The organism is Thainema salinarum CENA647, assembly GCF_057732415.1.
The window spans coordinates 642,136-668,862 of sequence record NZ_JBYJZJ010000022.1 but is presented as its reverse complement, the minus strand read 5'-3'; the positions used below and the strand labels follow the sequence as shown (position 1 = coordinate 668,862).

13 protein-coding genes are annotated in these 26,727 nt (G+C 49.9%); 8 read left to right on the top strand and 5 right to left on the bottom strand.

From position 1 onward, the window contains the following. The first annotated feature begins 18 nt into the window (after positions 1–18). The 5 genes from AC286M_RS09695 (at position 19) to AC286M_RS09675 (ending at position 9,258) form a co-directional block, all read left to right on the top strand. Positions 19–246, top strand: coding sequence for a hypothetical protein (locus AC286M_RS09695; protein WP_488204185.1), 228 nt, complete (start codon positions 19–21; stop codon positions 244–246). Between the two features lie 5 nt (positions 247–251). Then, entirely contained in the window at positions 252–2,324 is a 2,073-nt protein-coding gene (locus AC286M_RS09690; protein WP_488204184.1) for an ATP-binding protein, read from the top strand. A 135-nt stretch (positions 2,325–2,459) separates the two neighbouring features. Further along, the gene (locus AC286M_RS09685; RefSeq protein ID WP_488204183.1) at positions 2,460–4,481 is read left to right on the top strand and encodes an eCIS core domain-containing protein; all 2,022 of its coding nucleotides are present in this window, start codon (positions 2,460–2,462) and stop codon (positions 4,479–4,481) included. A gap of 254 nt (positions 4,482–4,735) precedes the next feature. Further along, the gene (locus tag AC286M_RS09680) at positions 4,736–8,062 is read left to right on the top strand and encodes an eCIS core domain-containing protein (protein WP_488204182.1); all 3,327 of its coding nucleotides are present in this window, start codon (positions 4,736–4,738) and stop codon (positions 8,060–8,062) included. Positions 8,063–8,331: 269 nt separating this feature from the next. Next, entirely contained in the window at positions 8,332–9,258 is a 927-nt protein-coding gene (locus tag AC286M_RS09675; protein WP_488204181.1) for a type III secretion system chaperone family protein, read from the top strand. On the opposite strand, the gene AC286M_RS09670 is transcribed toward AC286M_RS09675, so the two are convergent. From AC286M_RS09670 to pdhA, 5 genes are all read right to left on the bottom strand, one after another. Continuing rightward, a complete protein-coding gene (locus AC286M_RS09670) occupies positions 9,244–9,696 on the bottom strand; it encodes a hypothetical protein (RefSeq protein WP_488204180.1) in 453 nt (150 codons plus the stop codon). The genes AC286M_RS09675 and AC286M_RS09670 overlap by 15 nt on opposite strands. A gap of 16 nt (positions 9,697–9,712) precedes the next feature. After that, the gene (secF, locus tag AC286M_RS09665) at positions 9,713–10,684 is read right to left on the bottom strand and encodes a protein translocase subunit SecF (protein WP_488204179.1); all 972 of its coding nucleotides are present in this window, start codon (positions 10,682–10,684) and stop codon (positions 9,713–9,715) included. Positions 10,685–10,689: 5 nt separating this feature from the next. Then, complete coding sequence (gene secD, locus AC286M_RS09660) at positions 10,690–12,117, bottom strand: protein translocase subunit SecD (protein ID WP_488204178.1); 1,428 nt, start codon at positions 12,115–12,117, stop codon at positions 10,690–10,692. Positions 12,118–12,476: 359 nt separating this feature from the next. Continuing rightward, positions 12,477–13,460 (bottom strand): alpha-ketoacid dehydrogenase subunit beta, encoded by a 984-nt coding sequence (locus AC286M_RS09655; RefSeq protein WP_488204177.1) that lies wholly within the window; start codon positions 13,458–13,460, stop codon positions 12,477–12,479. A gap of 130 nt (positions 13,461–13,590) precedes the next feature. Then, a complete protein-coding gene (pdhA, locus tag AC286M_RS09650; protein WP_488204176.1) occupies positions 13,591–14,616 on the bottom strand; it encodes a pyruvate dehydrogenase (acetyl-transferring) E1 component subunit alpha in 1,026 nt (341 codons plus the stop codon). A gap of 1,130 nt (positions 14,617–15,746) precedes the next feature. On the opposite strand from pdhA, the gene AC286M_RS09645 reads away from it, so the two are divergent. From AC286M_RS09645 to AC286M_RS09635, 3 genes are all read left to right on the top strand, one after another. Further along, complete coding sequence (locus AC286M_RS09645; RefSeq protein WP_488204175.1) at positions 15,747–18,338, top strand: IMS domain-containing protein; 2,592 nt, start codon at positions 15,747–15,749, stop codon at positions 18,336–18,338. A 215-nt stretch (positions 18,339–18,553) separates the two neighbouring features. After that, the gene (locus AC286M_RS09640; protein ID WP_488204174.1) at positions 18,554–19,492 is read left to right on the top strand and encodes an AEC family transporter; all 939 of its coding nucleotides are present in this window, start codon (positions 18,554–18,556) and stop codon (positions 19,490–19,492) included. 333 nt (positions 19,493–19,825) lie between these two features. After that, positions 19,826–26,653 (top strand): PAS domain S-box protein, encoded by a 6,828-nt coding sequence (locus AC286M_RS09635; RefSeq protein ID WP_488204173.1) that lies wholly within the window; start codon positions 19,826–19,828, stop codon positions 26,651–26,653. The last annotated feature ends 74 nt before the right edge of the window (positions 26,654–26,727 follow it).

Sequence of the window (26,727 nt, the reverse complement as noted above, 5' to 3'; positions counted from 1 at the left end):
TTCAAATGTACTTTACCAATGGATGAAGAAGAACAAATGCGACAGCGACTGAATCAAGAAATTGACGTGATCGGTATTAATAAATTGACTGAGCTGGGCAATCGCGCGATTGAGCTGGGCTTAATTGCTGGACATGGCTATCACAAAGGCCAGTATGAACTGATCCGCGAGGGCAAAATTGTGCTGATGTCGCCCCAAGAGGCAACGACTTATTTGAGTCAGCTCATTGAAGAAACGGAGGGCTGATCTGCGTGGTGGTGGTTTCGTCGCAAACCTGGCAGCAAGCGAGTCGTCACGATCTGATGACCGCGATCGCAGATCTGCGATCGCGGTTGGATGTTCACATTCAGTTACAGACTGATTCCAATGATCCAGATCAGCCAGCAACGGCGACTAAACCGCTCTCCAAACTCGCGCCTGAGTCGGATAACGTCACGAGTCAAACCTCTCAAGCCTCCAGTTCTTCTGCCCTCCAGCAGCTCTGCCAGGTGTTTCGCCTATCGCCGTTTGAGCGAAATATTCTGATGCTGTGCGCGGGTATGGAGTTTGTTGGTGAGTGGGGCAGTCTTTGCGCTGCGGCTCAGGGCAATCCCAACTGGAACTATCCCACGTTTGGCTTGGCACACATCCTGTTTGAGTCAGCCAACTGGCAGGGACTGACGCCAATGGCTCCGCTGCGGCGCTATCGGCTGATAGAAGTCAATGGCGGAGCAGCGTTGATGACCAGTCAATTGCGACTAGACGAGCGTATTTTGCACTACCTGATGGGCGTTGATCAGGTTGATATTCGCTTACAGCATTTAATTGAAGCCGTTGCCCCTGCCTCTTCTGAGACTCTAGTTCCCTCCCATCAAGCTGCCGTGCAGGAGATTATCCAAACCTGGGTGGAAGCGTCTCAGCAATCTGTCTCTATGCGAAGCTTACCGATCGCCCAGTTAGGTGGTAGCGATCGCGATAGTCACCGTCAAATTGCCGCCGCCGTTTGTGAACACTTTGGCCTAAATCTCTACACCCTGGCCGCTCACACCCTGCCCACCGACTTGAATACCGTAGCCCTGCTGCGGACGCTCTGCGAACGAGAATATCACCTAGAAAAAACGGTTTATCTCGTCGATCTAGCTCACTATGACAGCGCCAACGCGGCCCAAAAATCTGCGATCGCACAGCTAATTGAAACCATCGAAGTGCCGATTTTGATCAGCAGTTGCGATCGCTATCCCCAGCAGCAGCGCCCCCAGATTTATCTGGACATTCAGGCTCCCACAAAAGTCGAACAGCAGCAGCTCTGGCAAGCTTCTCTGGCCGAGCTAGATGTAGATCTCAACGGTCACGTGGCCGCTCTCACCTCCCACTTCAACCTCAACGCCTCGGTGATCTCCGCCGCCTGTCTTCACGCCAAAGTGCAGCACCAGCTAAGCGCAGCAGTTGACGATTCTGATCCCGATTCGCGCGCGACTTCCTTTTCTTATCCAAATGCCCTCTGGCGCTACTGCCGCAGCCAAGCCCGTCCCCGCCTTGACGAACTGGCCCAGCGTATCGATGCTCGCGCCACTTGGGCAACCCTGGTTTTACCAGATAAGGAAAAAGCCGTGCTGCATGAAGTATCTGCCCATGTCAAACAGCGATCGCGGGTCTACGACACCTGGGGCTTTGGCGAACAGGGTTCGCGCGGCCTTGGCATCAGCGCCCTCTTTGCAGGCGGCAGCGGTACAGGTAAAACCCTCTCAGCAGAAGTCTTAGCCAACGATCTGAACCTCGACCTCTACCGCATCGACCTCAGCTCCATCGTCAGCAAATACATCGGCGAAACCGAGAAAAACCTGCGCCGTGTCTTCGATGCCGCCGAAGGTGGCGGAGTTATTCTGCTATTTGATGAAGCTGATGCCCTCTTCGGCAAGCGCAGCGATGTCAAAGACTCCCACGACCGCTACGCCAACATGGAAGTTAGCTACCTGCTCCAGCGAATGGAGTCGTATCAAGGACTGGCGATTCTGACCACAAACCTGAAGCGCTCCATCGACCAAGCCTTCCTCCGCCGCATTCGTTTCGTCGTCCAGTTCCCCTTCCCCGATGCCAGCCAGCGCGAAGAAATCTGGCAGCGCGTCTTTCCCTCGCAAATGCCCAAGGGCAAACTCAAGTATGACAAACTGGCCAACCTCAGCGTCCCCGGTGGCAACATCCGCAACATTGCCCTCAACGCTGCATTCCTCGCCGCCGATACCAATGAAGCAGTCGGCATGAAGCACATTCTCGAAGCCGCAAAAAGCGAATACATGAAGCTGGAACGCCCCATCACCGATGCCGAAGTCAAAGGCTGGCTTTAGTTCAGGTTCAATCGTTGATATACCTGATTCAGATTCTCTTGTCTTCCACAACTAGACATAGGTCTACTGTTCAAGGCTAAGTGCAATCGCAGATACTAAAAGTATCTCTGCTCATACAAATTCAGTAGGCTGGCTATGAAAAAGCGACAGTATGCCCGCAAACCTGCTCCAGATACGTCTGTGAGGTCAGCCGAAAATTTGCTGCAAACACGTCCCTTTCAAGCCATTATCAACAACAGCCAGCAAACGCTACAGGTTCAGAATAAGTCAAACGCTCTAATAGGTGGCTTTGATCTAACAAAGAAGCAGCTTTTCCCAAATTCACAAACCATTCCAACTTTAGGCCAACCTTTACAGGCCAAGCTGACAATTGGTCAACCGAACGATAAGTATGAGCAAGAAGCCGATCGGGTCGCCCAGAGTGTTGTGCAGCATATCCATTCTTCAAAAGCCGCAGCGAAGTCGTCACCAACATTAGCGCAGCGACAAGATGAATCTTTACAGATGAAACCCATCTTACAAAAACAGGAAGGATTAGAAGGCAATGAGGCTTCATCTAGTTTAGAGGCAAGTATTAATCAAGCACGAAATTCAGGACAGCCGTTAGATACTAAGTTACAACGGCAAATGGGACAGGCAATGGGAGCTGATTTTAGTGGCGTGAAAGTCCACACCGATAGTAGAGCCAATCAACTCAACCATTCTATTCAAGCACAAGCGTTTACAACCGGACAGGATATGTTTTTCCGGCAAGGAGCTTATCAACCAGGCAGCCGAGGAGGACAGGAACTGATTGCACATGAACTTACCCATGTCATTCAACAAAACGGTTCTGCTGCTACACCTGCGATGATCCAAGCCAAAGTTGGTGATCCAGTGGATAATCTTCAATCACTGACCCGGAGCCGATTCAATGAAATGGCTACTCGTCAATCTCCTGGCTATGCAGAAGCTTCCCAAAGATTGGCACAGGAATTCTATGACTATCTTGAATCGCAGGCACAACAATCTAATGATCAAGATATCTCTCAAGGTTTTTTCCAATTGCTACATCGCAACACTATTGACATAACAAGCATTAATAGTTTGCTTGAAACAGTATCAGCAGAACTCAATCAAAGTGATCAAGGCGTCAAAGTCAAATTTTCGAATTTCTATGCCGGTCGTCGTAGCGCTTTTGAGCAAGCAAAGGGGCTTGGATATATCGATAGAGTTCACGAGTATTATCTAAAAGAACGAGAAAACATTGCTTTACCCCAAGCGTATCTTACAAATGATGTAAAGCAGCAGTTTGCTACAGCGTTGCAGCAAATGCCAACTATACAGTACCTAATTCACCCTGATCAAAATCAGAATATGTTTGTTGCCCATGATGTGGAAGATGACGATTTAGTGCAAGGACAACAAAGAGAATCTCAGTGGAAGAATGGCGGTTCAATTCTCGATAATATTCAAATTCTTACTAAGACGACACGCTTTTTAATTGGTACTGCTTCTCGACAAGATCTTGAAGCCAATGGAGTTAAGCGGAATGCTTTAGAGGGACGACTTCGGGCAGCCGAAACGTTTATCAAGCGACTGATTGAACCTCAAATTCTTGAGCAACTCAATCCACCTCAAATACAAGTCACGACTCGTAAGAGTATCAAAGCAGATAATACGGTTGGGATGGGAATCAAGTTATTAGCGGGATATGAGCGTCCTGAACAGGGTTCAGGCATTGTCACCATTGGCTATAACGAGAAACCGAATCTCATTGCACATGAAGTTGGCCACTATGTCGAGGAAAATATATCCAGTGATTTGTGGCATGAAAATCAGTTATTGTTGCGATCGCGTCACGCTGCAAGTGGTGGTGGCAATCGGGTAGGACATAATCTCCTCAAAGGCAAGAAAGGTGGCGTACCGACGGAAAGTCGATATAGAGGTAAATACGACGCCACGGGCCAATATACATCCAGATATTATGGCCAAGCTGGTGAAGGGGCAACCGAGATTACATCGCTCAGTTTCGAATTTCTATCAGAGCCTAACAAGGCTTTACAACTTATTACAAGAGATCCCCTACAAGCAGCAATTGTATTAAGACAAGTGCGCCCACAAGAGTATCAAAATACAAATGGCCTAAGGCAGTTTGATCAGTATCTCCCTCATTAGGATAGTGGTTAAAGCGATCTCAACTTTTGTCAGTTGCGCTGAGTATGGTATCAAAGCGCGATCGCAGGTTTAGATAATGGATTTAAAAGATGCGATCACGTATCTCAAGCTCGTTGCTCTTATCAGGCCAAGAGATTGTGCGATCGCACCTTTTGACCGAGTCAATCACAAAACTAGACCAATATCTAATAGCTTTTCTTCTATCAATAACCAATACTAACGTCGTATCGTTTGTACGACTCAGTAGGCTCACCATGAGAAAGCGTCAGTATGCCCACAAACCTACTTCAGATGTGACTGCGGTGCCAGCTCATAATTTGCTGCAAACGCGTCCTTTTCAACCTGATACCACAGCTAATCAGCAAACATCACAGATTCCAGAAGACTTAAATTGCTCAACAGGTAGTTTTGACCTCACCAAAACTCAATTGTCTGTTGATCAGCCAGCGTTGCCTGCTGTAGGTCAACCGCTACAGGCAAAGCTAACAATTGGTCATCCAAACGATAAATATGAACAAGAAGCTGATCACGTTGCCCATGATGTAATGCAGCGAATTGATCAACCAGTAGCATTGCAAATGGCGGTTAATCACAATCCAGTAGTTAAGCACAATGTAGCAGAAGATCAGACTGAGATTCAGCAAAAACATGGAGCTTCTTCTGAGCAATCGTGGCTACAAGCAAAAGATTCACCATTAGTTTTACCAACAGCGGAGCAACTTGCTGAGCAGGTGCAGCAGGGATTTGTACAACGGGATATACAGAATGCTCAAAATGTGACGCCGAATGGATTTGAATCTATTCTAAGGCAGGCTAAAAGTGGAGGGCAACCACTCAACCCAGACTTACAGAACAAAATGGAAGGGGCAATGAGTGCAGATTTTGACAGGGTCAGAGTTCATACTGGCTCATCTGCAGATCAACTAAATCACTCCATCCAAGCAAGAGCGTTTACAACTGGTCAAGACATTTTTTTCCGGCAGGGAGCATATGAGCCCAGTTCTGAAAGAGGCCAAGAACTGGTTGCCCATGAACTCACTCACGTTATACAGCAGAATAAAGCTTTGCAGCGCAAGAACTCTGAGAAAACCTCGGCAGTTTCTCCGCAGTCTACGCATCAAATTAGCCGTAGCCTTTATCACACCATTCAACGGTTTATTTGGCCATCCGAGCAGTTTGATAAAGAAATCGTTGGGCAAGTGAAAACAAATATATTTTCTAAAACTCCAGCGGAAGCAACTTGTAAGCTTCTTCTTGTTGACCTGAAGGCGTATGAAAGAGATTTAATACAGAAAGTAGATTCAACTAATATTGGCGAGCGTATTGTTCGTGTTAAAAGCTTGCAGAGACAAACTGTTAAAGCACGTGGGGAAACTCAAGAAGGTGAAGACAAAGTTCGCACGTCATTAACTGATTTTGAAGCATCTTTAATTAGTGAGTTACGCGGGCTTGAAGCCAAACAAAAAGGAGAAGAGACAAGCGATTTAGCGACCGATTCAATGGATGGCTACTTTGAGTACGCCTATAGTCGAATGGTCTATGATCCTATATTTACTGCTGTTTGCTACAAGATGGGATTGGGGCGTAGAGAATGGTTACGGTCTGCAGAACTAAATGAGTTTAGAAACGCACTTAAAAAAGCAGGCCGCAGTCAAGCCTATTCAGATATTGATACCAATCTAGAATCAGAACTAAATCAAGCTAACCGAGACAAAACTGAAGCAACTACAGCGTTTTATGGTGGTTCTGCTAAGGAAGAAGCATACGATACGGTCAAAACAGAAGTTGTCAACGAAATTGTTAAAGATGTTGCACATGAAATCACTGGACACTTTGTTCCGAAGCAATTAGTTGTCTACGAGTTCCAGTCAGCCCTCACAGCAGCCAATTTATCTGCCAGCGATCCAGCGAAACTAGCCAACAAGAAGAAGGAGATTGTCAAAAAATCTGCAGAAAAGATAGTTAAAGATAACGTTGGCACTACAAAAGGTGAAAAGGCTAGCCCTGCGATCGCATTGGCCAGAGAAATGGCGAAAGGAAACTCCGCCGAGGCCATTGCCGATCGTCAAAAGCTAGTTGAGCAAGTCACAACAGGCGTTACTCAAAAGGAAATTGGCAGAAAGGCAATCCGCAAGGTTATCACTGAAGATAGTCTAACGAAAGGCTTTGATAGAGCTGCAAAATTAATTGACTTTGCTGTCCCTCAAATTGGCAACAGTTGTGAAGTTGAAATATCAATTCAAGTTCCCATTGGTCAGAGTGGTGCGTATTTTGTCACTCAGATTACGGGTAGCGCAGAAAGAGAGCAAGATGGTACAGGATTTGATTATGATCCAACTGCCAAAGAAGAAGTCAATGCTGCATTGGCGGTTTCGATGGGGGCTGGTTGGTCGGCATTAGGAATTGATGTTAACGCTCAAGCTGGTTTCTTCTTTGACAGCAGTGCAGACACAAGTAGTCGAGTGATGGGGTTGATCTCATATGGCTTCTATCGCAAAGTTCAAGGAATCAGTAAACCTGCCGCAGCCAAAGCCTGGGGTTCAGGCGGAGAGAAACTAACCAAGATTGAAGGCAATACCTTAACTGAGCAGCAGGCCAGAGAGCAGAAAGCTGAAAACTGGGCTGCGGCAATGGAAGAGTGGTTGTTCTATGAGCGTGATTCTTCTGGCCGAATTGTTTATGAAACAGATCCACAAACAGGATTGGAAAAACCGAAGCTTAATAAGGATAATTCAGTAACTATTGGCGCACTGGGTAAAGCTGGTGCCAAAGTAAAGGCGGGTACTGTAGGAACAGTAGAAGGTGGGGTTGAATATCAACACGGTACAGAATTCTCGGCTGACAGCATTGGCGCAGAAAATCTTGGAAAAATCAACAAAACTCCAGAAATAATTAAAAAGATACTCGCTGGAGAACCAACGCGGTCTGCAAGTTTATCTGTGAGTCTAGATATTGATGCGATGAATGAAACTTTTGGTGTTGGGTTTGAGCTGTCTCTATCATGGAAGCCAAATCCCAAATCTGATCCAAGTCAGTCACCTACTCCATCCATACCTTTCTCACAACGAATCATGGAATTTGAAGCAGAGGGTTCTGGCAGTATGTCCACAAAATTTGGTGGAGATGCTGAATGGTGGCAACGAGTCATCGTTTCACTGGGTGGTGCACTTGCCATAAAAGCACAAAAGCTTGAAGGCACAGCGAGCCAAAAGGAAGGAGCAGTTGTAGGTTCCATGAGCGATCTAGCTTTGATTGGGAATGATTTTCAGTCAATTTCAGGGGACGCTAGCGAGTCAATTGGTGGAAAACTGGTCAGCGCTGTTGGTAAACGAGAGGATGGATTCACGGGTGGGGAAGAAGACATTCTAGAAGTTAAACAAGCGTTGGAATTAGCAGTTGCTTACAGCCAAGAGCGAGAAGATATTGGCGGCGCATGGGAACGAGCCATTGAAGTTGCGGTTAAGAGAGTAAAAGAAGTTGGATTTGAGGTCGACTTTGGCCCGCTTGGTGCTGCTGCAAAAATGGAAAGCAAAGTCCGCCTCGTGAGATATAAGCATAAATTCCAACAGAGCACTCCTTAAGATGGGAATTCGGCAGCGTTTCTTGGACGGGTGAACTGTAGAGGTGAAACACAGAGGTGTTGCTCGGTCACAAATAGAGAAATATTCCTACGTACCTCAGTTGTATAGGAATTAAGATAGCCTTTCCTGAGCTACTGGGGTACAAGTTATTTTTTGGAAGCCGCGCTCAGCGCGGCTTCCAAAAAATAACTCCTCCTTTATTAGCGCAAGAATCACTATATATCTAGAAAATAAAATTACTGCCCTCTGTTCGTTTGTGAGGTTCTCTAATGAAAAGTAAGCACAATTTGCAGGCTGATTTAATTTTTCGAACTAGTCGAAATCAACGGCTTAAAACAAGCCTGATTCATATTAGCCTTGAGCATGATGAGGACAGTGCGAATCCAGCCACATGTAAAATAGTGGTCAATGTCAGTTATGCAACTTATCAAACGATCAAACAAGAAGCATTGTTTAATCTACTGGCTGACCAGATATTGATGAATTCAAATGCAGATTTAGATCAACAAGATGTTGAGGTTCATTTGCTCTTAAAGCCGTCGTTAACGAATACACTCTTTCAGCAATGTTCAGCACCAGAACTAATTGCTGATTATTTGATTCAAATCAGCTGGGATGCTGAAGATAACTTTTGGTTGTTTACTGAAAATTGGCTAGCCTCAGAATTTAAACAGCTTGAAGATTTGCCTTCAGAGCTAGATGGAATGGGAGAACTAAAGTTTGGATACCAGACATTTTGGGCCAATCCCAAGCAACTTAGTTCTTTATTTGAGTTGAGTCAACCTTCTTCAATTAAGACGAAAATTTTAGGATATTTGCAAAGCAGTAACAGTAAGTTTGAGGAAGTCAACCCTGAAATCTTGCGATTGAAATACCAAGGCAAAAATGGAAATTGGATTTGTTTAATCAAAATAGATGAATCAAAAAGCGAGTGTGCTATATATTCAGTATTTCCAGAGCCTATCCCACAAGCTTGGAGACAAGCCTGCGCTGTATCTATCTCCCAATTCAACTATGACCTATCAATAGGCAATTTTGAGATAGATTTAGAAGATGGAGATTTAAGATATCGAACAGCTATCAATTTGGCGGGTGAAAATCTATCATCAGCTATCTTTAGACAGCTTCTACTTGAAAATGTTGATGTTATGGATCGATATCTTCCAGACTTAAAACAATTTCTAGGGTTTAGTTAGCCTACCTTTCCAAGGTGATTTGCCGTTGATCACCCAGTTCCAGAGGGGATGGCTGTGGCCTTGGCGATAGATGTGCATGACCTGATTTTCTAGGCGCTGTTGCTCTTTAGCGGGAATGCCGAAGAGAATATTGCGGCTTTGCCAAATTAAGACAGCGGTGGTTGAGCCAATGCAGAGAGCAAGCGCGATCGCAAATGGCGTATTGTAGGCCAGGCTATAGCGCACCGCTGCCCAGGTGAAGTATTCCACCCAGAGGGAAATTTCCGATGACCAAAACAGAGCAATGCTGGGTAAGCCAACTAGGAGCCACAGCAACAAGACGACGCCCCAGCGGCTAATGACCACGAGTTGATGCAGGCGCTTTACCGATTGATTGAAGTTGCGATCGCGCACAAACGGTTGAGCTGATTGATCTGAGTTAGGAGCAGAGGGTTCCATAGGTCGTTAAACCCGCTTAGACACGCTCATCAGCAGTGGGTTCTGTCGGAACAGGAGCCTCAACGATGCCTCGTCCCGTACGGACTCGCCACCAGCCCAGCATCGTGCTAGCAACGAAAATACTGGAATAGGCACCCGAAATAAAGCCGATAATTAGCGCTAGTGAGAAGTCTTTCAGCGTGTTCCCACCAAACAACAGGATGGCTACCAGACTCAACAAAGTGGTGAGCGTGGTATTGATAGAGCGGGTCAGAGTTTGATTTACCGATGCATCTACAATCGAGTGGATATGTTCACCAGGACGGAGCTTAATCACTTCGCGGACACGGTCGTAGATGACAACCGTATCGTTAACTGAGAAGCCGACGATGGTGAGCAGGGCCACCAGGAACAGGCTGTCTACTTCCGTGCCGAACACCAGTCCCATCAGTGCGAAGACACCCGTCGTCACCAGTACGTCATGCACAAGGGCAACCAGCGCCAAGATGGCGTAATCAAGCTGAAAGCGAATACTCAGATAAACGGTAATGCCTGCAAAGGAGACCAGCAGGGCAATTAAGCCAGCCGAGAGAATTTGCTGGCCAATGATGGGGCCGACGGTGTCAATCTGGATAGTATCCGGATCAAATTCGCCAAATGCTTCCGTGAGCGCAGCTTGTAGTTGCGATCGCTGATCGACATCTAGCGTATTTGTCCGAATCGAAACGCCCTGCTGGTTGTCACCGATAATTTGAATGCTGCTATTTTCCAGCCCTTGCGCCTCCAGCACATCCCGTACCGCTGACGAGGTTAATGGTTCTGCACAGTTAGCCGCAACCGTGCAGTCCCGCTCTAGCTGTAGTCGAGTACCACCCACAAAGTCGAGGCCTAATCGCAGCGGTGCGCCAAACTGTTGGAACGAAACGATCATGGCAACGATGCCAGCCAAAATCACTCCGGCTGAGAGAGCCCACCATTTTGATCGCTGTCGGGTAACGCTAAATTTCATACCAATCACACCGTCTGAGAGTCAGTAGACAAATTCAAATTTGGGCAGTACAGTTCTGGTTTGCGAAACTGAGGATAGCTAATTGTGAAGAACATCAAAGTTCGGGTACAAGTCAGCGCTGTAAACATGCTGATGAGCACGCCAACTGCGAGAGTGAGTGCAAAGCCTTTGACCAGTCCTGTTCCCAGCCAAAATAGAGCTGCACAGGCAATCAGCGTAGTGACATTACTGTCTAGAATGCTAGAAAATGCCCGATAAAAGCCGGATTCTACTGAGCGATAGAGGGATTTTCCAGCCCGCAGTTCTTCTTTTGTCCGTTCAAAAATCAGCACGTTGGCATCCACCGCCATACCAATACTGAGGATGAATCCGGCAATTCCCGGCAGAGTTAACGTTACACCCAGCAGCGAGAACGCCGTGAAGGTCAAAATTGAGTAAACAATCAGGGCAATATCGGCCAAGATGCCCGGTAGGCGATAGTACACGGCCATGAAGATCAGTACGAGTACTAGACCGCCCAAAGCCGCATAAAGGCTCTGGCGAACACTATCCTGACCTAGCGTTGCACCTACCGTTCGGTTTTCTACTACCTCTACCGGGAACGGCAGCGCACCACCCCGCAACTGCACTTCTAAGTCGCGAGCTGATTCAATACCAAAATTGCCGAAAATGGTGGCTCGTCCACCCGTGATGCCCGTAGCGGCATTCTGCACATCAACAGTGGGAGAACTAATCAGCTGATTATCGAGGAAGATGCCGACGCCGCGTCCCGTTCCAGCCACTTGCTTAGTTGCTTCCGCAAATAAGTCAGCTCCGCGGTCATTGAATTCAATATCGACCACCCAGCTGTCACCAGCATTGCCAGAGGGACGCGCTAGGGCATCGGTGAGCGTATCGCCTGTCAGCCCAATGGGTTCGTACAAATCCAAAATTGCTTGGCGACTGGCTTCAATTGACTCCTGAAGCTCGTTAGCCTCTTCTTCATTACCTGCGGCTAAGGTGCGATCGCGCTCTAATTCTTTTTCGAGTAGCGCCTGGCGTTCAGCCAAAAGCTGACCTTCGGTACCCGCACGCTGAGGCCGAAATTCAAGTTGGGCCGTACCACCCAGTACCCGCTCAGCCTGCTGGGGATCGCTGACGCCTGGAAGCTGAACTAGGAGCTGATCTTCGCCCACAATCTGCACGACGGATTCAGAAACTCCAAGGCCGTTAATCCGCTCTTCCACAACTCGGCGCAGCGCTTCCATATCGCGATCTCTAATTTCACTAACGGCCTCAGTCGTCTGAGCCTGGAGCGTAAGCTGGGAGCCACCCTGCAAGTCCAGCCCCAGCCGCACGGGCGATTTACCCTGTGCCACTGGGCGCAAAATGAAGAACAGTGCCGCAATGGTCACAATCAGAATGGCAAATAGGATAGAACGGTTTTTTCCCATGACGAATCGAATTCCTCTCTGTCAGGCAGTTGTGGCGTATTTCAGACGCTAGGGCAATTCCCACCCAATGCTTCTTAGCCATCCCTTGCAGATCCCACTTTATCCGAAATCCTTAAAACTGAGGCGGAATCTGCAAAGAAAACTATCGAGACACTTATGGCAATAGCCATGTCGGTTCCGGCGTTTTTGTGGTGCGGCGGAGCCGCACCACAAAAACGCCCATGTCCTAACACAGCTGACTACAGCTATATATCGTCTACAAGAACAAAAAGAGGCATTTTGTTGCCGTATCGCGGCAACAAAATGCCTCTTTTCCAAATTCATAAACCAGTGCGGCAGAGTTAAAGAAACGACGCCCACTAAACCTGAAGCGCCAACATTTTTTGTACTGCTTCGACAATTTGGGCGGGCTGAACAATGGTGAGCGACTCCAGCGTGCCGTTATAAGGCGTGGGAATGTCCTGGGACGCCAATCGGAGAACAGGCGCATCCAACTCATCAAAGAAGCGATCGTTAATCGAAGCCGTCAGTTCTGCCCCGATACTGCCCGTCCGCATGCCCTCTTCGACGATGATGACGCGGTGGGTTTTGCGAATCGATTCGCCAATCGTGTCAAAATCGAGCGGCTTGAGCGAAATCAAGTCAATCACTTCGGGATCAAAACCTTCCTTGGTCAGCGTTTTGACTGCCTGCATGACGTGGTGACGCATTCTAGAGTAAGTCAGGATCGTCACATCCTTGCCGCGACGCACCATTTCTGCCTTGTCGAGCGGTAGCACATAGTCTTCGTCCGGCAGATTCTCTTTTAGGTTGTAGAGCAGGACGTGCTCAAAGAACAGAACGGGGTTGTCATCGCGGATCGCCGCCTTCATCAGCCCTTTGGCGTTGTAGGGCGTCGAGCAAGCCACGATCTTGAGGCCAGGAACCGCCTGGAAATAAGATTCCAAGCGTTGGGAGTGTTCAGCACCGAGCTGGCGACCCACGCCACCTGGCCCCCGAATTACCATCGGGATTTTGTAGTTGCCGCCGGATGTGTAGCGCAGCATGCCCGCATTATTGGCGATTTGGTTGAAGGCCAGCAGCAGAAATCCCATATTCATGCCTTCAATGATCGGGCGCAAGCCCGTCATTGCGGCACCAACAGCCATCCCGGTAAAGCTGTTTTCGGCGATCGGGGTATCAAGTACCCGCAGTTCACCGTATTTTTCGTACAGACCCTTCGTTACTTTGTAGGAGCCACCATAATGACCGACATCTTCGCCTAAGACAAAAACGGTGCGATCGCGCTCCATCTCTTCATCGATTGCGTCTCGAAGGGCGTTAAATAAAAGAGTTTCTGCCATCTCTAATTTGCTTCTCTAGATCGTTCAGTGTTTTAGTCAACCGTGGTCAGCCAGCAGGCTTAGATTAATTCAGTTACGCAAACATCACGCAAACATTAAAGGCACTTGTTAGTGCGCTTTATGGCCAAACCTAGTTTTCTGCGAAAACATAGCGGTAGAGTTCATTCGGATCGGGTTCAGGACTGGATTGCGCAAACTGCACCGCATCCTCAACCACACCCTGAATCCTGCGTTCAATTTCTTTCAGTTCTTCAGGCTGCACTAGATTGTGTTCGGTTAGATAAGCAGCAAACTTTTTCAGCGGATCGCGAGACATCCAGTACTCTTTTTCAGCTTTCGATCGCAACTCGTCTGGATCGGCTAGAGAATGTCCCCGGAAACGATAGGTGAGGCATTCAATTAGAGTTGGGCCTTCGCCGGCACGGGCGCGGGCCACGGCTTCTTTGGCAATCGAGCGCACGGCCAGCAAATCCATGCCGTCTACTTCGTACCCCGGCATACCAAAGACGCTGGCTTTTTTATAAATTTCAGGCTGAGAGGTGGCGCGCTCATGGGCCATGCCGATTGCCCATTTGTTATTTTCCACAACAAATAGAATGGGCAGCTTCCAAAGTGCTGCCATGTTGAGGCATTCAAAAAACTGACCGTTGTTGGTCGTGCCATCGCCGAAGAAGCAGGCCGTTACCTGATCCGCATCTTCACCGAGGGCATCACGGCGATATCGGCTTTGGAATGCGGCACCGAGGGCGACGGGAATGCCCTCACCGATGAAGGCGAAACCGCCCAGCAGGTGGTGTTCGGAGGAGAAGAGGTGCATCGAACCACCCCGACCTTTGCTACAGCCAGTTTCTTTGCCAAATAGCTCGGCCATCACGTTGCGCGCGGGTACGCCAACGCTGAGAGCATGAACGTGATCCCGATAGGTGCTGCAGACATAGTCATCGGGTCGCATGGCTTTGATGACTCCAGTGGAAACGGCTTCTTGACCGTTGTATAAGTGGACAAAGCCAAACATCTTGCCGCGATAGTACATCTCGGCGCACTTGTCTTCGAAAAAGCGACCGAGCACCATGTCTTCATAGAGGGCTAGCCCTTCTTCGCGACTAACCTCTGATGATGTGGCCTGAAAGGTAGGAAGTGTTCGTTCTTGAACCATTGATCCGCCGTATCCTCGCAATCGTCCTGAACTAAAGCTATTTACCTGGAGCTATTCACATTAAATCGAAGACTTCGTGGGATAAAAGTCTTCTATATAACCCTAAGCGTACATGACAGCATGAAGCAGATGAGCATTAAACTGGCTCACCCGCATCAAATTCTAACTCCGCAGTCAACCAGCATACGCTACTACGCTGCGCCTGAGCTAGCCCCCAGCGCTGATGCATAAGGGAAAATCATAATTTTTTAGATGGCAATTGGATAGAGATGTCAGGGTGCAATCGCATCCTGACGCTATAACCATTACAATCTGCCAAGAAAGCCAAAAGACCAAAATCTTCAGAAATTCTGATTATATGACCCAAAATAGGCAACAACCTGCTACAAGATGCAAACGAAGCCAAATTGCTCCGGCTTCTGCCTGCTGGTTTTGTTCGTTAGTCATTTTCGTTGGTTATTTCTGATCTACGTTTCTGAGCCACATTCGTAAGCCGTTGGTCTGCAGTACATGCTCCTACAAAAAATCCTGAAAATTAGTTTTTGAAAATCAAGGTGAGCCGCTCGTATTCTGAGCGTTGACTACAAGTGCTACAGGTAAATTCAAAGCCCAAATTGACAGCTAAAATAGTTTTTTTGTACTGATTCATGTTAATTAAGCTAATCAATTTAGTCAGGATGACATCGAGGATTGAGTTGAGCTTTGACTCGTTCTGACTAGCTCTAAATTGCAGGTCATGTATCGGTCGCTTGCTAATCACATAGATTGCATACAATACTGAGCCGATTTGAATTCTCGTTTTATACTTGCTTAAATGACTCAACCGGATAGGTTTAGTATTGAGCCTCTCACTGGTCGTGATTCAGACGTGATCAACTTAACCCATATTGCCCGAGTGAATCTTGGAGTATGTTTCTTAACAATTTGGTTCGTCAGTTTGGACAGGGCTAGAAGTGTTGATGGGTTAGGTGAAAAGGGTGCTTAAACATCAGACTTTGTATGTCTTCGTTGCGGGATATTGCAAGCTGAGCGATTATTTTAGGCTTCGCGATCTATGATGATGGCACTTTATGGTTAGCAGTGTATTCTATCTGCATTCTCGTCGTTGTGTGTCGCTGGGGACGTAGACTGTGCGAATTCCGTTAGACTATTATCGAATTCTGGGCTTGCCGATTCAGGCGGCTGCTGAACAGTTACAGCAGGCGTATCGCGATCGCACGCTGCAATTGCCCCGGCGCGAGTATTCCGAGGCTGCGATCGCAGCCCGCAAATCATTGGTAGACGAAGCCTATGAGGTTTTGTCGAATCCAGAGGAGCGGCAGGCGTACGATGCGCGATTTTTAGCCAAGTCTTATGACATTGCCTTAGAAGAACCGGATGATGAACCGGAAGAGGTGATCACGGGTGCGGCAGACAGCAACGGTGGGGCTACAGATGCCTACACCTCGATTGAAATTGCCGAGAATCAGCTCGTGGGTGCCCTGCTGATTTTGCAGGAACTGGGCGAATATGAGTTGGTGATCAAGCTGGGACGGCCCTATCTAAGCAGCGGCAACATTGATTTGCGCTCCGGGCAGTTTGGCGACCCGACTACCGCTTTAGCGGATATCGTCCTGACGGTGGCGTTGGCCTGTTTGGAACTCGGTCGAGAACAGTGGCAGCAGGGGCTGTATGAAGGCGCGGCAGAATCGCTTGATACGGGCCAGGATTTGCTTCAGCGGGAGGGCCTGTTCGAGAATTTGCGCCAGGAAATCGTGGCTGATCTGTATAAGCTGCGTCCCTATCGGATTTTGGAACTGCTGGCGCTGCCGGAAACCTATCTCAACGAGCGGCAGCGGGGCTTGAAGCTGTTGCAGCAGATGTTGCAGGAGCGGCAGGGGATTGATGGCAATGGCAACGACCAGTCGGGTCTTGGCATTGACGACTTTCTGCGGTTTATTCAGCAGCTGCGGGGCTATTTGACCGTGACCGAGCAGCAAACGCTGTTTGAGGCCGAGGCACGTCGGCCATCTGCTGTGGCGATTTATCTGGCCGTTTATGCTCTCTTGGCGCGGGGATTTGCGCAGCAGCAGCCCTACTTGGTGCGGCGGGCCAAGCAAATGCTGATCCAACTGAGCGATCGGCAGGATGTACATCTAGAGCAGGCCGTTTGTGCGCTGCTGCTGGGTCAAACCGAAGAAGCCAGCCGCGCCCTGGAGCTGAGTCAGGAGTACGAGCCGCTGGCCTTTATTCGGGAGCATTCTCAGGACGCGCCGGATTTGCTGCCTGGATTGTGCTTATACGCCGAACGCTGGCTCCAGCAGGAAGTTTTTCCGCACTTCCGGGATTTAGCAACTCAAACGGCGTCGCTGAAAGATTATTTTGCCAATGAGCAGGTGCAGGCTTATCTAGAGGAACTGCCGCGTGAAACGGCACCGATGGGGAATCCTGTATCGATGCGAGCTGGCGCACCCAGTTCTGGAGGCTACCCATCTGATTCGCCCTCGTTTCTCTCAGAAGATATTCGCGACTGGCGCACCCGCAATCTAAGTCCGCGCGATCGCTTGGCTCAACCGATTGTATCGAGTCCTGGAACTGGAACTGCGATCGCACCTCCGGCAACCCCTTCGCCATTGCCCAACAGTGGCTCTAATGGGAACGACTACTATCCTCCGGATTATCCGGCTGATGATTATTCAGCGGCAGGCCACAATCTGCGATCTGAGCATGAAGCGTATCCGGCGCATCCACCGACGAATCGAGGATACGGAGCATCTACGCCGAGCCGATCTCCCTTATCGCCGGATCGCGATCCGGCACGCGATCCAGCAGATGAAGGCGGCGCGGATTTAGATTCCACCTGGCCGCAAGCTTCTTCTCCCATCAGTCGTAACGGCTTGGCTGAAAATGGCAGCGCATCGCGCAACCGCAACGCATCAATGGCAGAGTCAGTGTCGAAACTATCACCTGACGGTAGTCTGAGCCCAGGTCGATTGGGACAATCGTCTACCAATACCGCCACTTCGTCTGTGCCACCTCCGCCCATACCCGCCCGCCGAGATCAGCCGATTAATCGTCAACCGACAGGAAATCGCGCCAACCGCTCAACTCGTCCAGCACCTAGCCGCAGCTCATCAGCAACGTTACGGCTGGATCGACTGTTTTTGGTGATCTTTGTACTGCTGGTTAGTATTACTGCGCTCGGCTTTCTGATCAGCCGCGCCTTTAGCTTCTTGGGAGGCAGCAATCCTGAGTTAGTAGAAGACCAACCTCCGGTTGCCGAAATCGAACCCGTCACGGACAGTCCTGATGCAGAAACAACTGAAACGACACCTACTCCAGCGGAGCCTACGGCTCAAGAGCTAGTTCAACAGTGGTTGACCGCCAAACAGGCAGCATTTGGTCCTAATCACGAAGTTGATCAGCTTGCAACTATCTTGACCGAGCCTGAGCTATCTCGACGGCAAGAACAAGCCAATCAGTTTGCTGCCCAAAATTTGTACTATACCTATGAGCATGAGGTGCTAGAGGCTGAGCTTGTCGGAGAAGGGGCGGAGCAAGTGGAAGATCTAGCCCAGGTGGAGCAAATCTCAATTCGAGCTCGCGTCCGTGAGAAAGGCGAATTCTACGTGGCTGGCACTATGGATCCCAATGAATCTTATGACAGCACGCTCGATGTTCGCTATGACCTTGTGCGTCAAGATGGTGCTTGGAAAATGCAGGCGATGAACGTGGCTAACTAAGGCTGAAGTCAGCGAAAGACTGCTAGAGGAATGGGCGAAGGGCGTGTAGCGCTTTTCGCCCATTCTTTTGGGAGGCAGGAGTTAGATTTCCATGAAAACGTGCTCCACATAACTTGCGACAGGCCATAATTCTTAAGAAAATACAAAGCAGAGTGACTGGTGGGCAGAATTGCCAGCCAATTGAGTTCATTGCCGTTCTTGAGATAGCGACATTGATGACTGAAACCCTTTTTCGGGCCTATATGCCGCTGCTCCTGTGGCCAGGATTAGGGCTACTGCTGTTTCGCCTGCTGCCTCAGACCTTTCCCCGCTTGCTGGGTCGGGCGCTGTATTGGGTCGGTGTGCCGCTAGAGTTGTTCAGCTTGGCGCGGCGGGCTGATTTCAGCGGCAGTGTGGGTTTAACTCCTGGTTTTGTGGTGGTGGCCCTGTTTATTGGACTAATTTTGGCAGAACTCAACTGGCGCGGTTTGAGCTGGTCGGGCAAGCTGACAGCCGATGATCGAGCGAGTCGGGGTAGCTTAGTGCTGTGTTCTATCCTGGGCAATACCGGATTTGTCGGACTTGCGATCGCACCTATCCTGGTCGGCGAACAGTATCTGAGCTGGATTGTGTTTTACAGTATTGCTCACAACATCATTGGCACTTACGGATTGGGTGTGTTTTGTGCCAGCCGTTATGGTCGGGCGAATACTCAACCAGGCTGGTGGCGGCCATTACGAGATGTGCTGACAGTGCCGTCACTATGGGGATTTGCCTTGGGCTTGGCAACGCGATCGCTCTTTCTCCCAGAACCGCTTGAAGTGGGGTTACATCGCTCAATTTGGGTCATTATTCCCTGTGCTCTGGTGCTGATGGGAATGCGACTCAGTCAGGTTCAGGGCTGGAAAAGCGTGAAATTAGCCATCTTTCCGACGCTGACGCGGGTGCTGCTAACACCGCTGCTGATTGGCCTGATGGTGACAGCACTTGGGATTAGCGGGGATGCCCGGTTGGCACTGGTGCTGATGTCGGGGATGCCGAGTGCGTTTGCCAGTCTGATTTTGGCGGAAGAATACGATTTAGATCGGGACTTGGTAGCCAGTGGAGTAGCGTCGAGTAGCATTGCCATTATTGGCGTGATTCCGCTGTGGCTGGTGTTGTTTACGTCTTCGTAGAGCGGTTGATTTGGGTGGGTATTAGGTTTTGGATACTGGGTGTTAGGTTCTGGGTGCTGAGTCTTTACAGCCTTCACGCCTCACGCCTCACGCCTCGCGCCTTACTTTCAAGTGCTGAGCAAAGCTGATGGCCAACTTGGTCAAGCGTTTTCTGGTGCTGTGTCAGGTTTGGATTGAGGGTTGAGGAATCGCGTATTGCGCGACTCCTCAACCCTGGGAACTATCAAAACAAAGCTGACAGACTACTAGGGAAAAAGACTATATTCGTCGATAGCATTATCCCTAAAAGACGACCGACCACGTTCACCCTCACCCTCCAAGGGTCATCCTGTCATGACGAATGTTGATCCAACCATTGTGTTGTTGCTCGATTCACCAGCAGAACAAGCGCGTTGCCGACAGTTATTGACCGTAGACCCAACTTGGCAGCCGACCGTTTTAGACCTTGATTGGACTGCGATTCTTGGCGAGACGGCAAGGTCAATCGCCGATCCTCCACAGCCCCAGATTGTGTTCTTGGCTCAACCTGTTTATGAAACCCACTGGGTACAGCTGCAAGCCGTCTGGCCAGATATGCCACCCAGTTTTCTATTGCTCCTCAATGATGAGGATGAGGAATTAGCCTCGATAGCTCTACAGGCTGGCGTGCAGGATTACTTAGTCAAGTCTCAACTCAATCCACTGCGCCTACGGCATACGATACAGCTCCTTTGGCAGCAGCGGCAGTTACAGCAGCTTACGGCTGTAGAGAATAGGTCAGATGAAACGAGTCGGGTCGAAGATCGGTGCAATTGCAAGCAAACAGAAGCTGCCCTGAGTCAAGCAGAACGAGCCTTACACCAGACAGAAACGCAACTGCTGCTGAGCCTAGAATTTGCGGGTATTGGGGCTTGGTGCTGGTGGCCTGACACAGGTCAATATATTTGGTACGGGGGGATGGAAACACTGCTAGAGCTGCCATCTGGCCTAGATGACATGTTTGAAGTATGGTGCGATCGCATTCATCCCGCCGATCGGGAGGCCGTGCTGCAAACGATTGAACAGGGATTAGCGCAGCGAACCGCATTTGAAGCGGAATATCGATATCAGCTTTTGGATGAACGCTGGGTTTGGCGATATTTCAAAGGGCAAGGCCAATATTCCGCAATGGGTGAGCTAGAGCACGTTCTTGGGGTGCTGCTTGATCTGGATCAGCGAAAACGCGGCGAAGCAGCGGTACAGGACAGCGAGCGCAGGCATCGCGATTTAATCAGGGCTCTGCCCGATCTGATTATTTGCATGAACCGTGAGGGGATGTACCTTGATCTGTTTACGGCCAGCAACATGACCGTTGTGGGGGGGACAGCGCTGATTGGCTTGAACATCTATGATCAAGGACTACCGACTCATCTAGCGGATCTGCGCCTGAACCATATTCAGCAAGCATTAGCAACAGGCGAACTACAGATTTACGAACAGGAGTTTTTTAACGGCGAATTCAATGCGACGGAGGAAGTTCGCATTTCACCGACTAGCCAAGACGAAGTTTTAGTCATTGTTCGAGATATTACAGAGCGCAAACAGGCGGAAGCGGCTTTGCAAATGAGTGAGCAGCGGCTGCAAATGCTGATTGATGCACTGCCGTTTGGGGTGTGGATGCGCGATGCCCAAGATCGACTGGTACTGCAAAATACGGTCAATATCGAGCGGTTTGGTAATCATCTGGGGGCGGTTCCTGCCGATGTACCGAATTTACCCAATTATGCTCCAGTCTATTTTGAGAGTAAGCGGCGCTGTCAGCTCGGAGAATATCTTCATTTTGAAGAATGGGAAACGGTGGCGGGACAAGACCGATACTTTCACCGGATTGTTGGCCCTTTCCCGGATCTAAACGGGACGGTCGGTATGTTTGGTGTTTATATCGACATTACCGATCGCAAACAAGCGGAATTGGCATTGCGAGACAGTGAGCGGCGCTATGCCACTCTGACGGAAATTTCTCCGGTGGGCATTTTTCGATTTGATGCATCGGGGCAGTGTGTGTATGTCAATTCGCGCTGGTGCGAATTGACGGGTCGAGCGCTGGCAGAAGTATCTGGGGATGCCTGGGTCGAAATTTTGCATCCCGAGGATCGCGATCGGTTACTGACGGCTTGGGCGGAGGCGATGGCTCAACAGACCAGTTTCCGCAATGAGGGTCGCCATCTCCGACCGGACGGCACCGTGTTGTGGTTTGATGTGCAAATGGTGCCTGAGTTTGATGATGATGGCAAGCTGCTCGGTTATGTTGGCACAGTTTCAGATATTAGCGATCGCAAACAGGCAGAACTGACTCTGCAAGAGAAAGAAGCTCGCTTTCAGCAACTGGCGGAAACGGTGCGAGAAGGCTTTTTTGTGTTTGAAACCGCCACGCGGCAATATTCCTACACCAATCCAGCCTGCGAGGTGATCACGGGCAGCACATTTGATGCGGCGGATGCGTGGAATGGATGGATAGACAATGTGTATGCCGAGGATCGGGATCGGGTAGCGGCTGCCGTGCAGCGTGAGCTAGAGGGTGAGGTCTTTGATGAGGAATATCGCTTCATGCGCGGAGACGGAGAGCTGCGCTGGCTGAGATCGCAAGCCTTTCCTCTCACCGATGAGACGGGTATCATCACGCGTATCGTTGGCACCCTTGAGGATATTAGCGATCGCAAATTTGCTGAAGCTCAGCTGCAAGAAGTGACAAAGCGCTTAACTTTAGCCACCAATGCGGCGGAAATTGGCATTTGGGATCTGGATTTGACTCAAGATCACCTGCTTTGGGACGATCGGATGTACGAAATCTATGGATTGAAGCCGAGCCGGGCTATCCATAGCACGCAGTTTTGGGAGCAGCGTCTGCATCCCCACGATGCCGCAGCGGCACAGGCCAGTTTGCAAGCGACCATTGCTGGAACACAAGAGTTTCATATCGAATTTCGCATCCTGTGGCCGGACGGTCAGATTCGGTTCATCGAAGCCCATGCCATCACCCTGCGCGATGCTGACGGGAAAGCACTGCGCATGACCGGGGTGAACTGGGACATTAGCGATCGCAAACGGGCCGAAATTGAACGGCAGCAGGCTCAAGCTGCTGTCGAACAGCTGAATCGCAACTTAGAAGCTCTAATTGACGAGCGGACAGCGGCGCTGCGCATCCGGGAACAAGAACTAGAATCACTGTTTAGCTCAGCTGCGGTTGGCATGGCCCAAGTGGAAGGTCAAACCCATCAGTTTATTAAAGTCAATCAGCGCTTTTGTGATTTGCTGGGCTACAGTCATACCGAACTGGCTCAGCTGACGTTTGTGGATCTGACCTATGCCGAGGATCTAGAACGGAGTCAGACCGCTGTGGAGCAGCTGTATCAACAAGAAATTAGTGATTTTTCGCTAGAAAAGCGCTACGTCAAAAAAGATGGTTCGCTCCTCTGGGCCAATACAACGGTGTCACTGGTTTGGCAGGCGGACGGTACACCCGCCTATGGCATCGTGGTGATTGAAGATATTTCTGCACGGAAGCAGACTGAAATTGCTCTGCGAGAAAGCGAAGTGCGTTTGCGAGCGACGTTCGAACAGGCTGCTGTGGGCATTGTTCAGGCCAGTGTCACTGGCCATTTGGTGCAGGTAAATCAAAAGTTTTGCGATATCCTTGGCTATTCAGAAGTAGAACTGCTCGATCAAACATTTGCCGACGTTACCCACCCAGATGATTTGGCTCAGGATCAAGCTCATATCCAGCGCTTACTAGCCGGGGAAGCGTCTACCTTTGTCATGGAGAAGCGCTACATCTGCAAAGACGGCACAGCGGTTTGGGCCAACTTGTCTGTTTCCCTAGTGCGCAACTGGTGCGGTGAGCCGCAGTACTTTATTGGCATCATTCAAGATATTCGCGATCGCAAACAGGCTGAGCAGCAGCTCCAGTCGGAACGATTGCGCCTGGAACTGGCTTTAGAATCAGCTCAGATGGGCTCATGGGAAGCGATGAGCTCAGCATCTGGCACATGGTCAGAGCGTACGGAAGCGATCTTTGGCTATGGCCCCAGAGAATTCCCCGGTGATGGGAACTCATTTTTGCAGTTGGTGCATGTGGCCGATCAGGAGCGGATACTGGCCGCCTTAAACCACAGTTTTGCGACGCAAGCCCCCTACAGCGAGGAGTATCGGATTCATCGCCGGGATGGAGCGCTACGCTGGGTGTCGGCTAATGGTAAAGTCGTTGCTACTGAAGATGGAACCGGATGGCGCATCGTAGGCGTGGTGGTCGATATTACCGAGCGCAAGCAGGTGGAAGAGGCCCTGCGCGACAGTGAAGAACGCCTCCGTCTCGCCCTAGCCGCAGCTGATCAGGGACTCTATGATCTGGATTTGCAGACTGGGGACGCCGTCGTTAGCCCCACCTATGCCACCATGTTGGGCTATGACCCGGCAACCTTCCAGGAAACGAATGCAAAATGGCTCCAGCGTCTCCATCCAGATGATCACGAGCGCGTGGGCCAAGTATACCGATCCTATGTAACGGGCGAAATTCCCGAATATAAGGTGGAGTTTCGCCAGCGGATGGCAAATGGCCGCTGGAAATGGGTTCTGTCTCTCGGCAAAATTGTGGCTTGGGATCCGCAGGGCAATCCGCTACGCATGCTGGGTACCCACACCGATATGGACGAGCGCAAGCAGGCAGAAGAAGCGCTGCGGGCTAGCGAAGAACGTTTCCGTCAGATTGCCGAAAACATCAATGAAGTTTTCTGGCTGACCGACTTACAGCACGAGTTTTTGTACGTCAGCCCCACCTATGAACGCATTTGGGGGGTATCGACCCAACATCTGAGTCTGAGAAATTGGCAGGCATCGATCCATCCAGACGATCGCGATCGCAGTTTGCCGTTTATAGATGCTGACGCCAATGGTTACTCTGAAGTGGAATATCGGATTATCCGGCCAGATGGTGAGATCCGCTGGGTTCGCGATCGCGCTTTTCCCATCCGCGATCAATCAGGTCAGGTCTATCGGATTGCGGGTATTGCCGAAGACATTAGCGATCGCAAACGGCTCGAAGAAGAACAGGCCCGTTTACTAGCGATTCTGGAAGCCTCGTCCGACTACATCGGCATTGCCTCTCCCGAAGGCCAGATCATTTGGATGAACCGACAGCTCAAGCAACTGCGCGATCTGCCCGCTGATCAGCCATTTGACCAAATTCCCATCGCCAGTTGCCATCCGGAATGGGCCTGGCAAATCATTATTAACCAAGGTGTGCCGACTGCCATCCGTTCGGGCATTTGGGTCGGAGAATCTGCCCTGCTGAGGATCACGGGTGAAGAAATTCCCGTTTCTTTACTTCTAATTGCTCACAAGTCTCCAACCGGACAGCTACAGTACCTCTCGGCGATCATGCGGGACATTACAGTTCTCAAGCAGGCCGAAGAAAATCTGCGCCAGATCAATCTGGAATTAGAGCAACGTGTGGCTGAACGCACTATCGAACTGGTTGAAGCCAAAGAAGCGGCGGAAGCGGCGAATCGGGCCAAAAGCGTTTTTCTGGCTAATATGAGCCACGAGCTGCGGACACCGCTCAATGCCATTCTGGGCTTTAGTCAACTGATGGCTCGCGATGTGCAGTTGCCGAGTAAACACTTAGACAATCTCCAGATTATTAATCGCAGCGGTGAACACCTGCTGGCCTTAATTAATGACATTCTCGAAATGTCCAAAATCGAGGCTGGCCGAGTCACGCTCAACCCAACGGATTTTAGCTTGCCCCTGCTGCTAGACAGCCTGACGGATCTGCTCAAGCTAAAAGCCGAATCCAAAGGCCTAACTTTCACCGTGACCTATCCATCGGATCTGCCGCCCTACATCCAGGCCGACAGCCGCAAACTGCGTCAGGTGCTGATTAACCTGTTGGGTAACGCAATCAAGTTTACGCAAACGGGATACGTGGCCCTACGCGTTGGCTTCAGCATCGACACATCGGGTCATGGCCTAAACACGCCCCAAGCAACACACCCATTAACGGATAACGATGAACTACCTGACAATCAACCTGACAATCAACTAAACGATGGCCCAAACAACCATGAACACCCTCCCCTCAACCCATCTGCCCCAATCACACCTAATACAATTTTCTCAACTTCTTCCTCAACCCTTACCCTCCGCTTCGAAGTGGAAGACACGGGTTGCGGTATGGCACCCGCAGAACTCGATGTCCTCTTTGCTCCCTTTGTGCAAGCCTCGAATGAGCGCTACTCGGCTCAAGAGGGCACGGGGCTAGGATTATCAATTAGCCAGCAGTTCGCGCGGTTGATGGGTGGTTCAATTTGGGTCGAAAGCCAGGTGGGAGTGGGTTCCACCTTCATCTTTGAAGTGCCCGTCCGTGTGGGGCAGACCTACGCCGATGAGCGACTTGAACCCCAACGACGCGTAATTGCGATCGCACCTGACCAACCCCAATATCGCATCCTCATCGCTGAGGACAATTTGGGCAATCGCATTCTGCTCCAGGATTTGCTGACGGATCTAGGCTTCAAAGTCCAAACTGCCAATAACGGTCAGGAAGCTATCGAGCGCTGGCGAACCTGGCATCCCCATCTCATCTTCATGGATATTCGGATGCCCAATCTGAACGGCTACGAAGCTGCCCAGCAAATCCGACAGCAAGAGCAGCAGTGGAAGCAACCAGAGGCAAATGCAACTCCATCCACGTATCCACTCGATCAATCCATCACGCAACGACTGAACAAACCGACGAAAATCATTGCCCTAACAGCAGGAGCATTTGAAGATAACCAAACCGAATTTCAAACCGTTGGCTGTGACGCCTTTCTCCGCAAACCTATCCGAGAAGCCGAAATCATTCAGCTACTGGCTGAGCATCTAGGCGTTCGCTACCTGTACGAATCCCAGGATGCAGAACAGCCCTCTGCGAAACCCGCTACGTTCGAATTGACGCAAGCCGCCCTAGAAAAGCTTCCGCACGATTGGCTTCTCCAGCTCTACAACGCCATCACCCAGCTCGATCGAACGCAGATGTTTGCGCTAGTGGAAGCACTGCCATCGAATCAAACTGATCTGGCTCAGGCGCTAGAGCAAAAAATTCGTAATTTTGATTATGAAATGTTGCTTAACCTCATCCAGGACATTCTTAACTTAAATGGATAAATGCAGACCCGTTTACGGGTACGCTAAGCCCAGTTCAGGACAGAGGCGATAACAAAGAAATAGGTGAAAGGATA

Excerpts from the sequence above, each read along its gene's own strand:
- AC286M_RS09695 (WP_488204185.1), top strand. The coding sequence starts at position 19 with ATGGATGAAGAAGAACAAATGCGACAGCGACTGAATCAAGAAATTGAC.
- AC286M_RS09685 (WP_488204183.1), top strand. The coding sequence starts at position 2,460 with ATGAAAAAGCGACAGTATGCCCGCAAACCTGCTCCAGATACGTCTGTG.
- AC286M_RS09680 (WP_488204182.1), top strand. The coding sequence starts at position 4,736 with ATGAGAAAGCGTCAGTATGCCCACAAACCTACTTCAGATGTGACTGCG.
- AC286M_RS09675 (WP_488204181.1), top strand. The coding sequence starts at position 8,332 with ATGAAAAGTAAGCACAATTTGCAGGCTGATTTAATTTTTCGAACTAGT.
- AC286M_RS09670 (WP_488204180.1), bottom strand. The coding sequence starts at position 9,696 with ATGGAACCCTCTGCTCCTAACTCAGATCAATCAGCTCAACCGTTTGTG.
- secF (WP_488204179.1), bottom strand. The coding sequence starts at position 10,684 with ATGAAATTTAGCGTTACCCGACAGCGATCAAAATGGTGGGCTCTCTCA.
- secD (WP_488204178.1), bottom strand. The coding sequence starts at position 12,117 with ATGGGAAAAAACCGTTCTATCCTATTTGCCATTCTGATTGTGACCATT.
- AC286M_RS09655 (WP_488204177.1), bottom strand. The coding sequence starts at position 13,460 with ATGGCAGAAACTCTTTTATTTAACGCCCTTCGAGACGCAATCGATGAA.
- pdhA (WP_488204176.1), bottom strand. The coding sequence starts at position 14,616 with ATGGTTCAAGAACGAACACTTCCTACCTTTCAGGCCACATCATCAGAG.
- AC286M_RS09640 (WP_488204174.1), top strand. The coding sequence starts at position 18,554 with ATGACTGAAACCCTTTTTCGGGCCTATATGCCGCTGCTCCTGTGGCCA.
- AC286M_RS09635 (WP_488204173.1), top strand. The coding sequence starts at position 19,826 with ATGACGAATGTTGATCCAACCATTGTGTTGTTGCTCGATTCACCAGCA.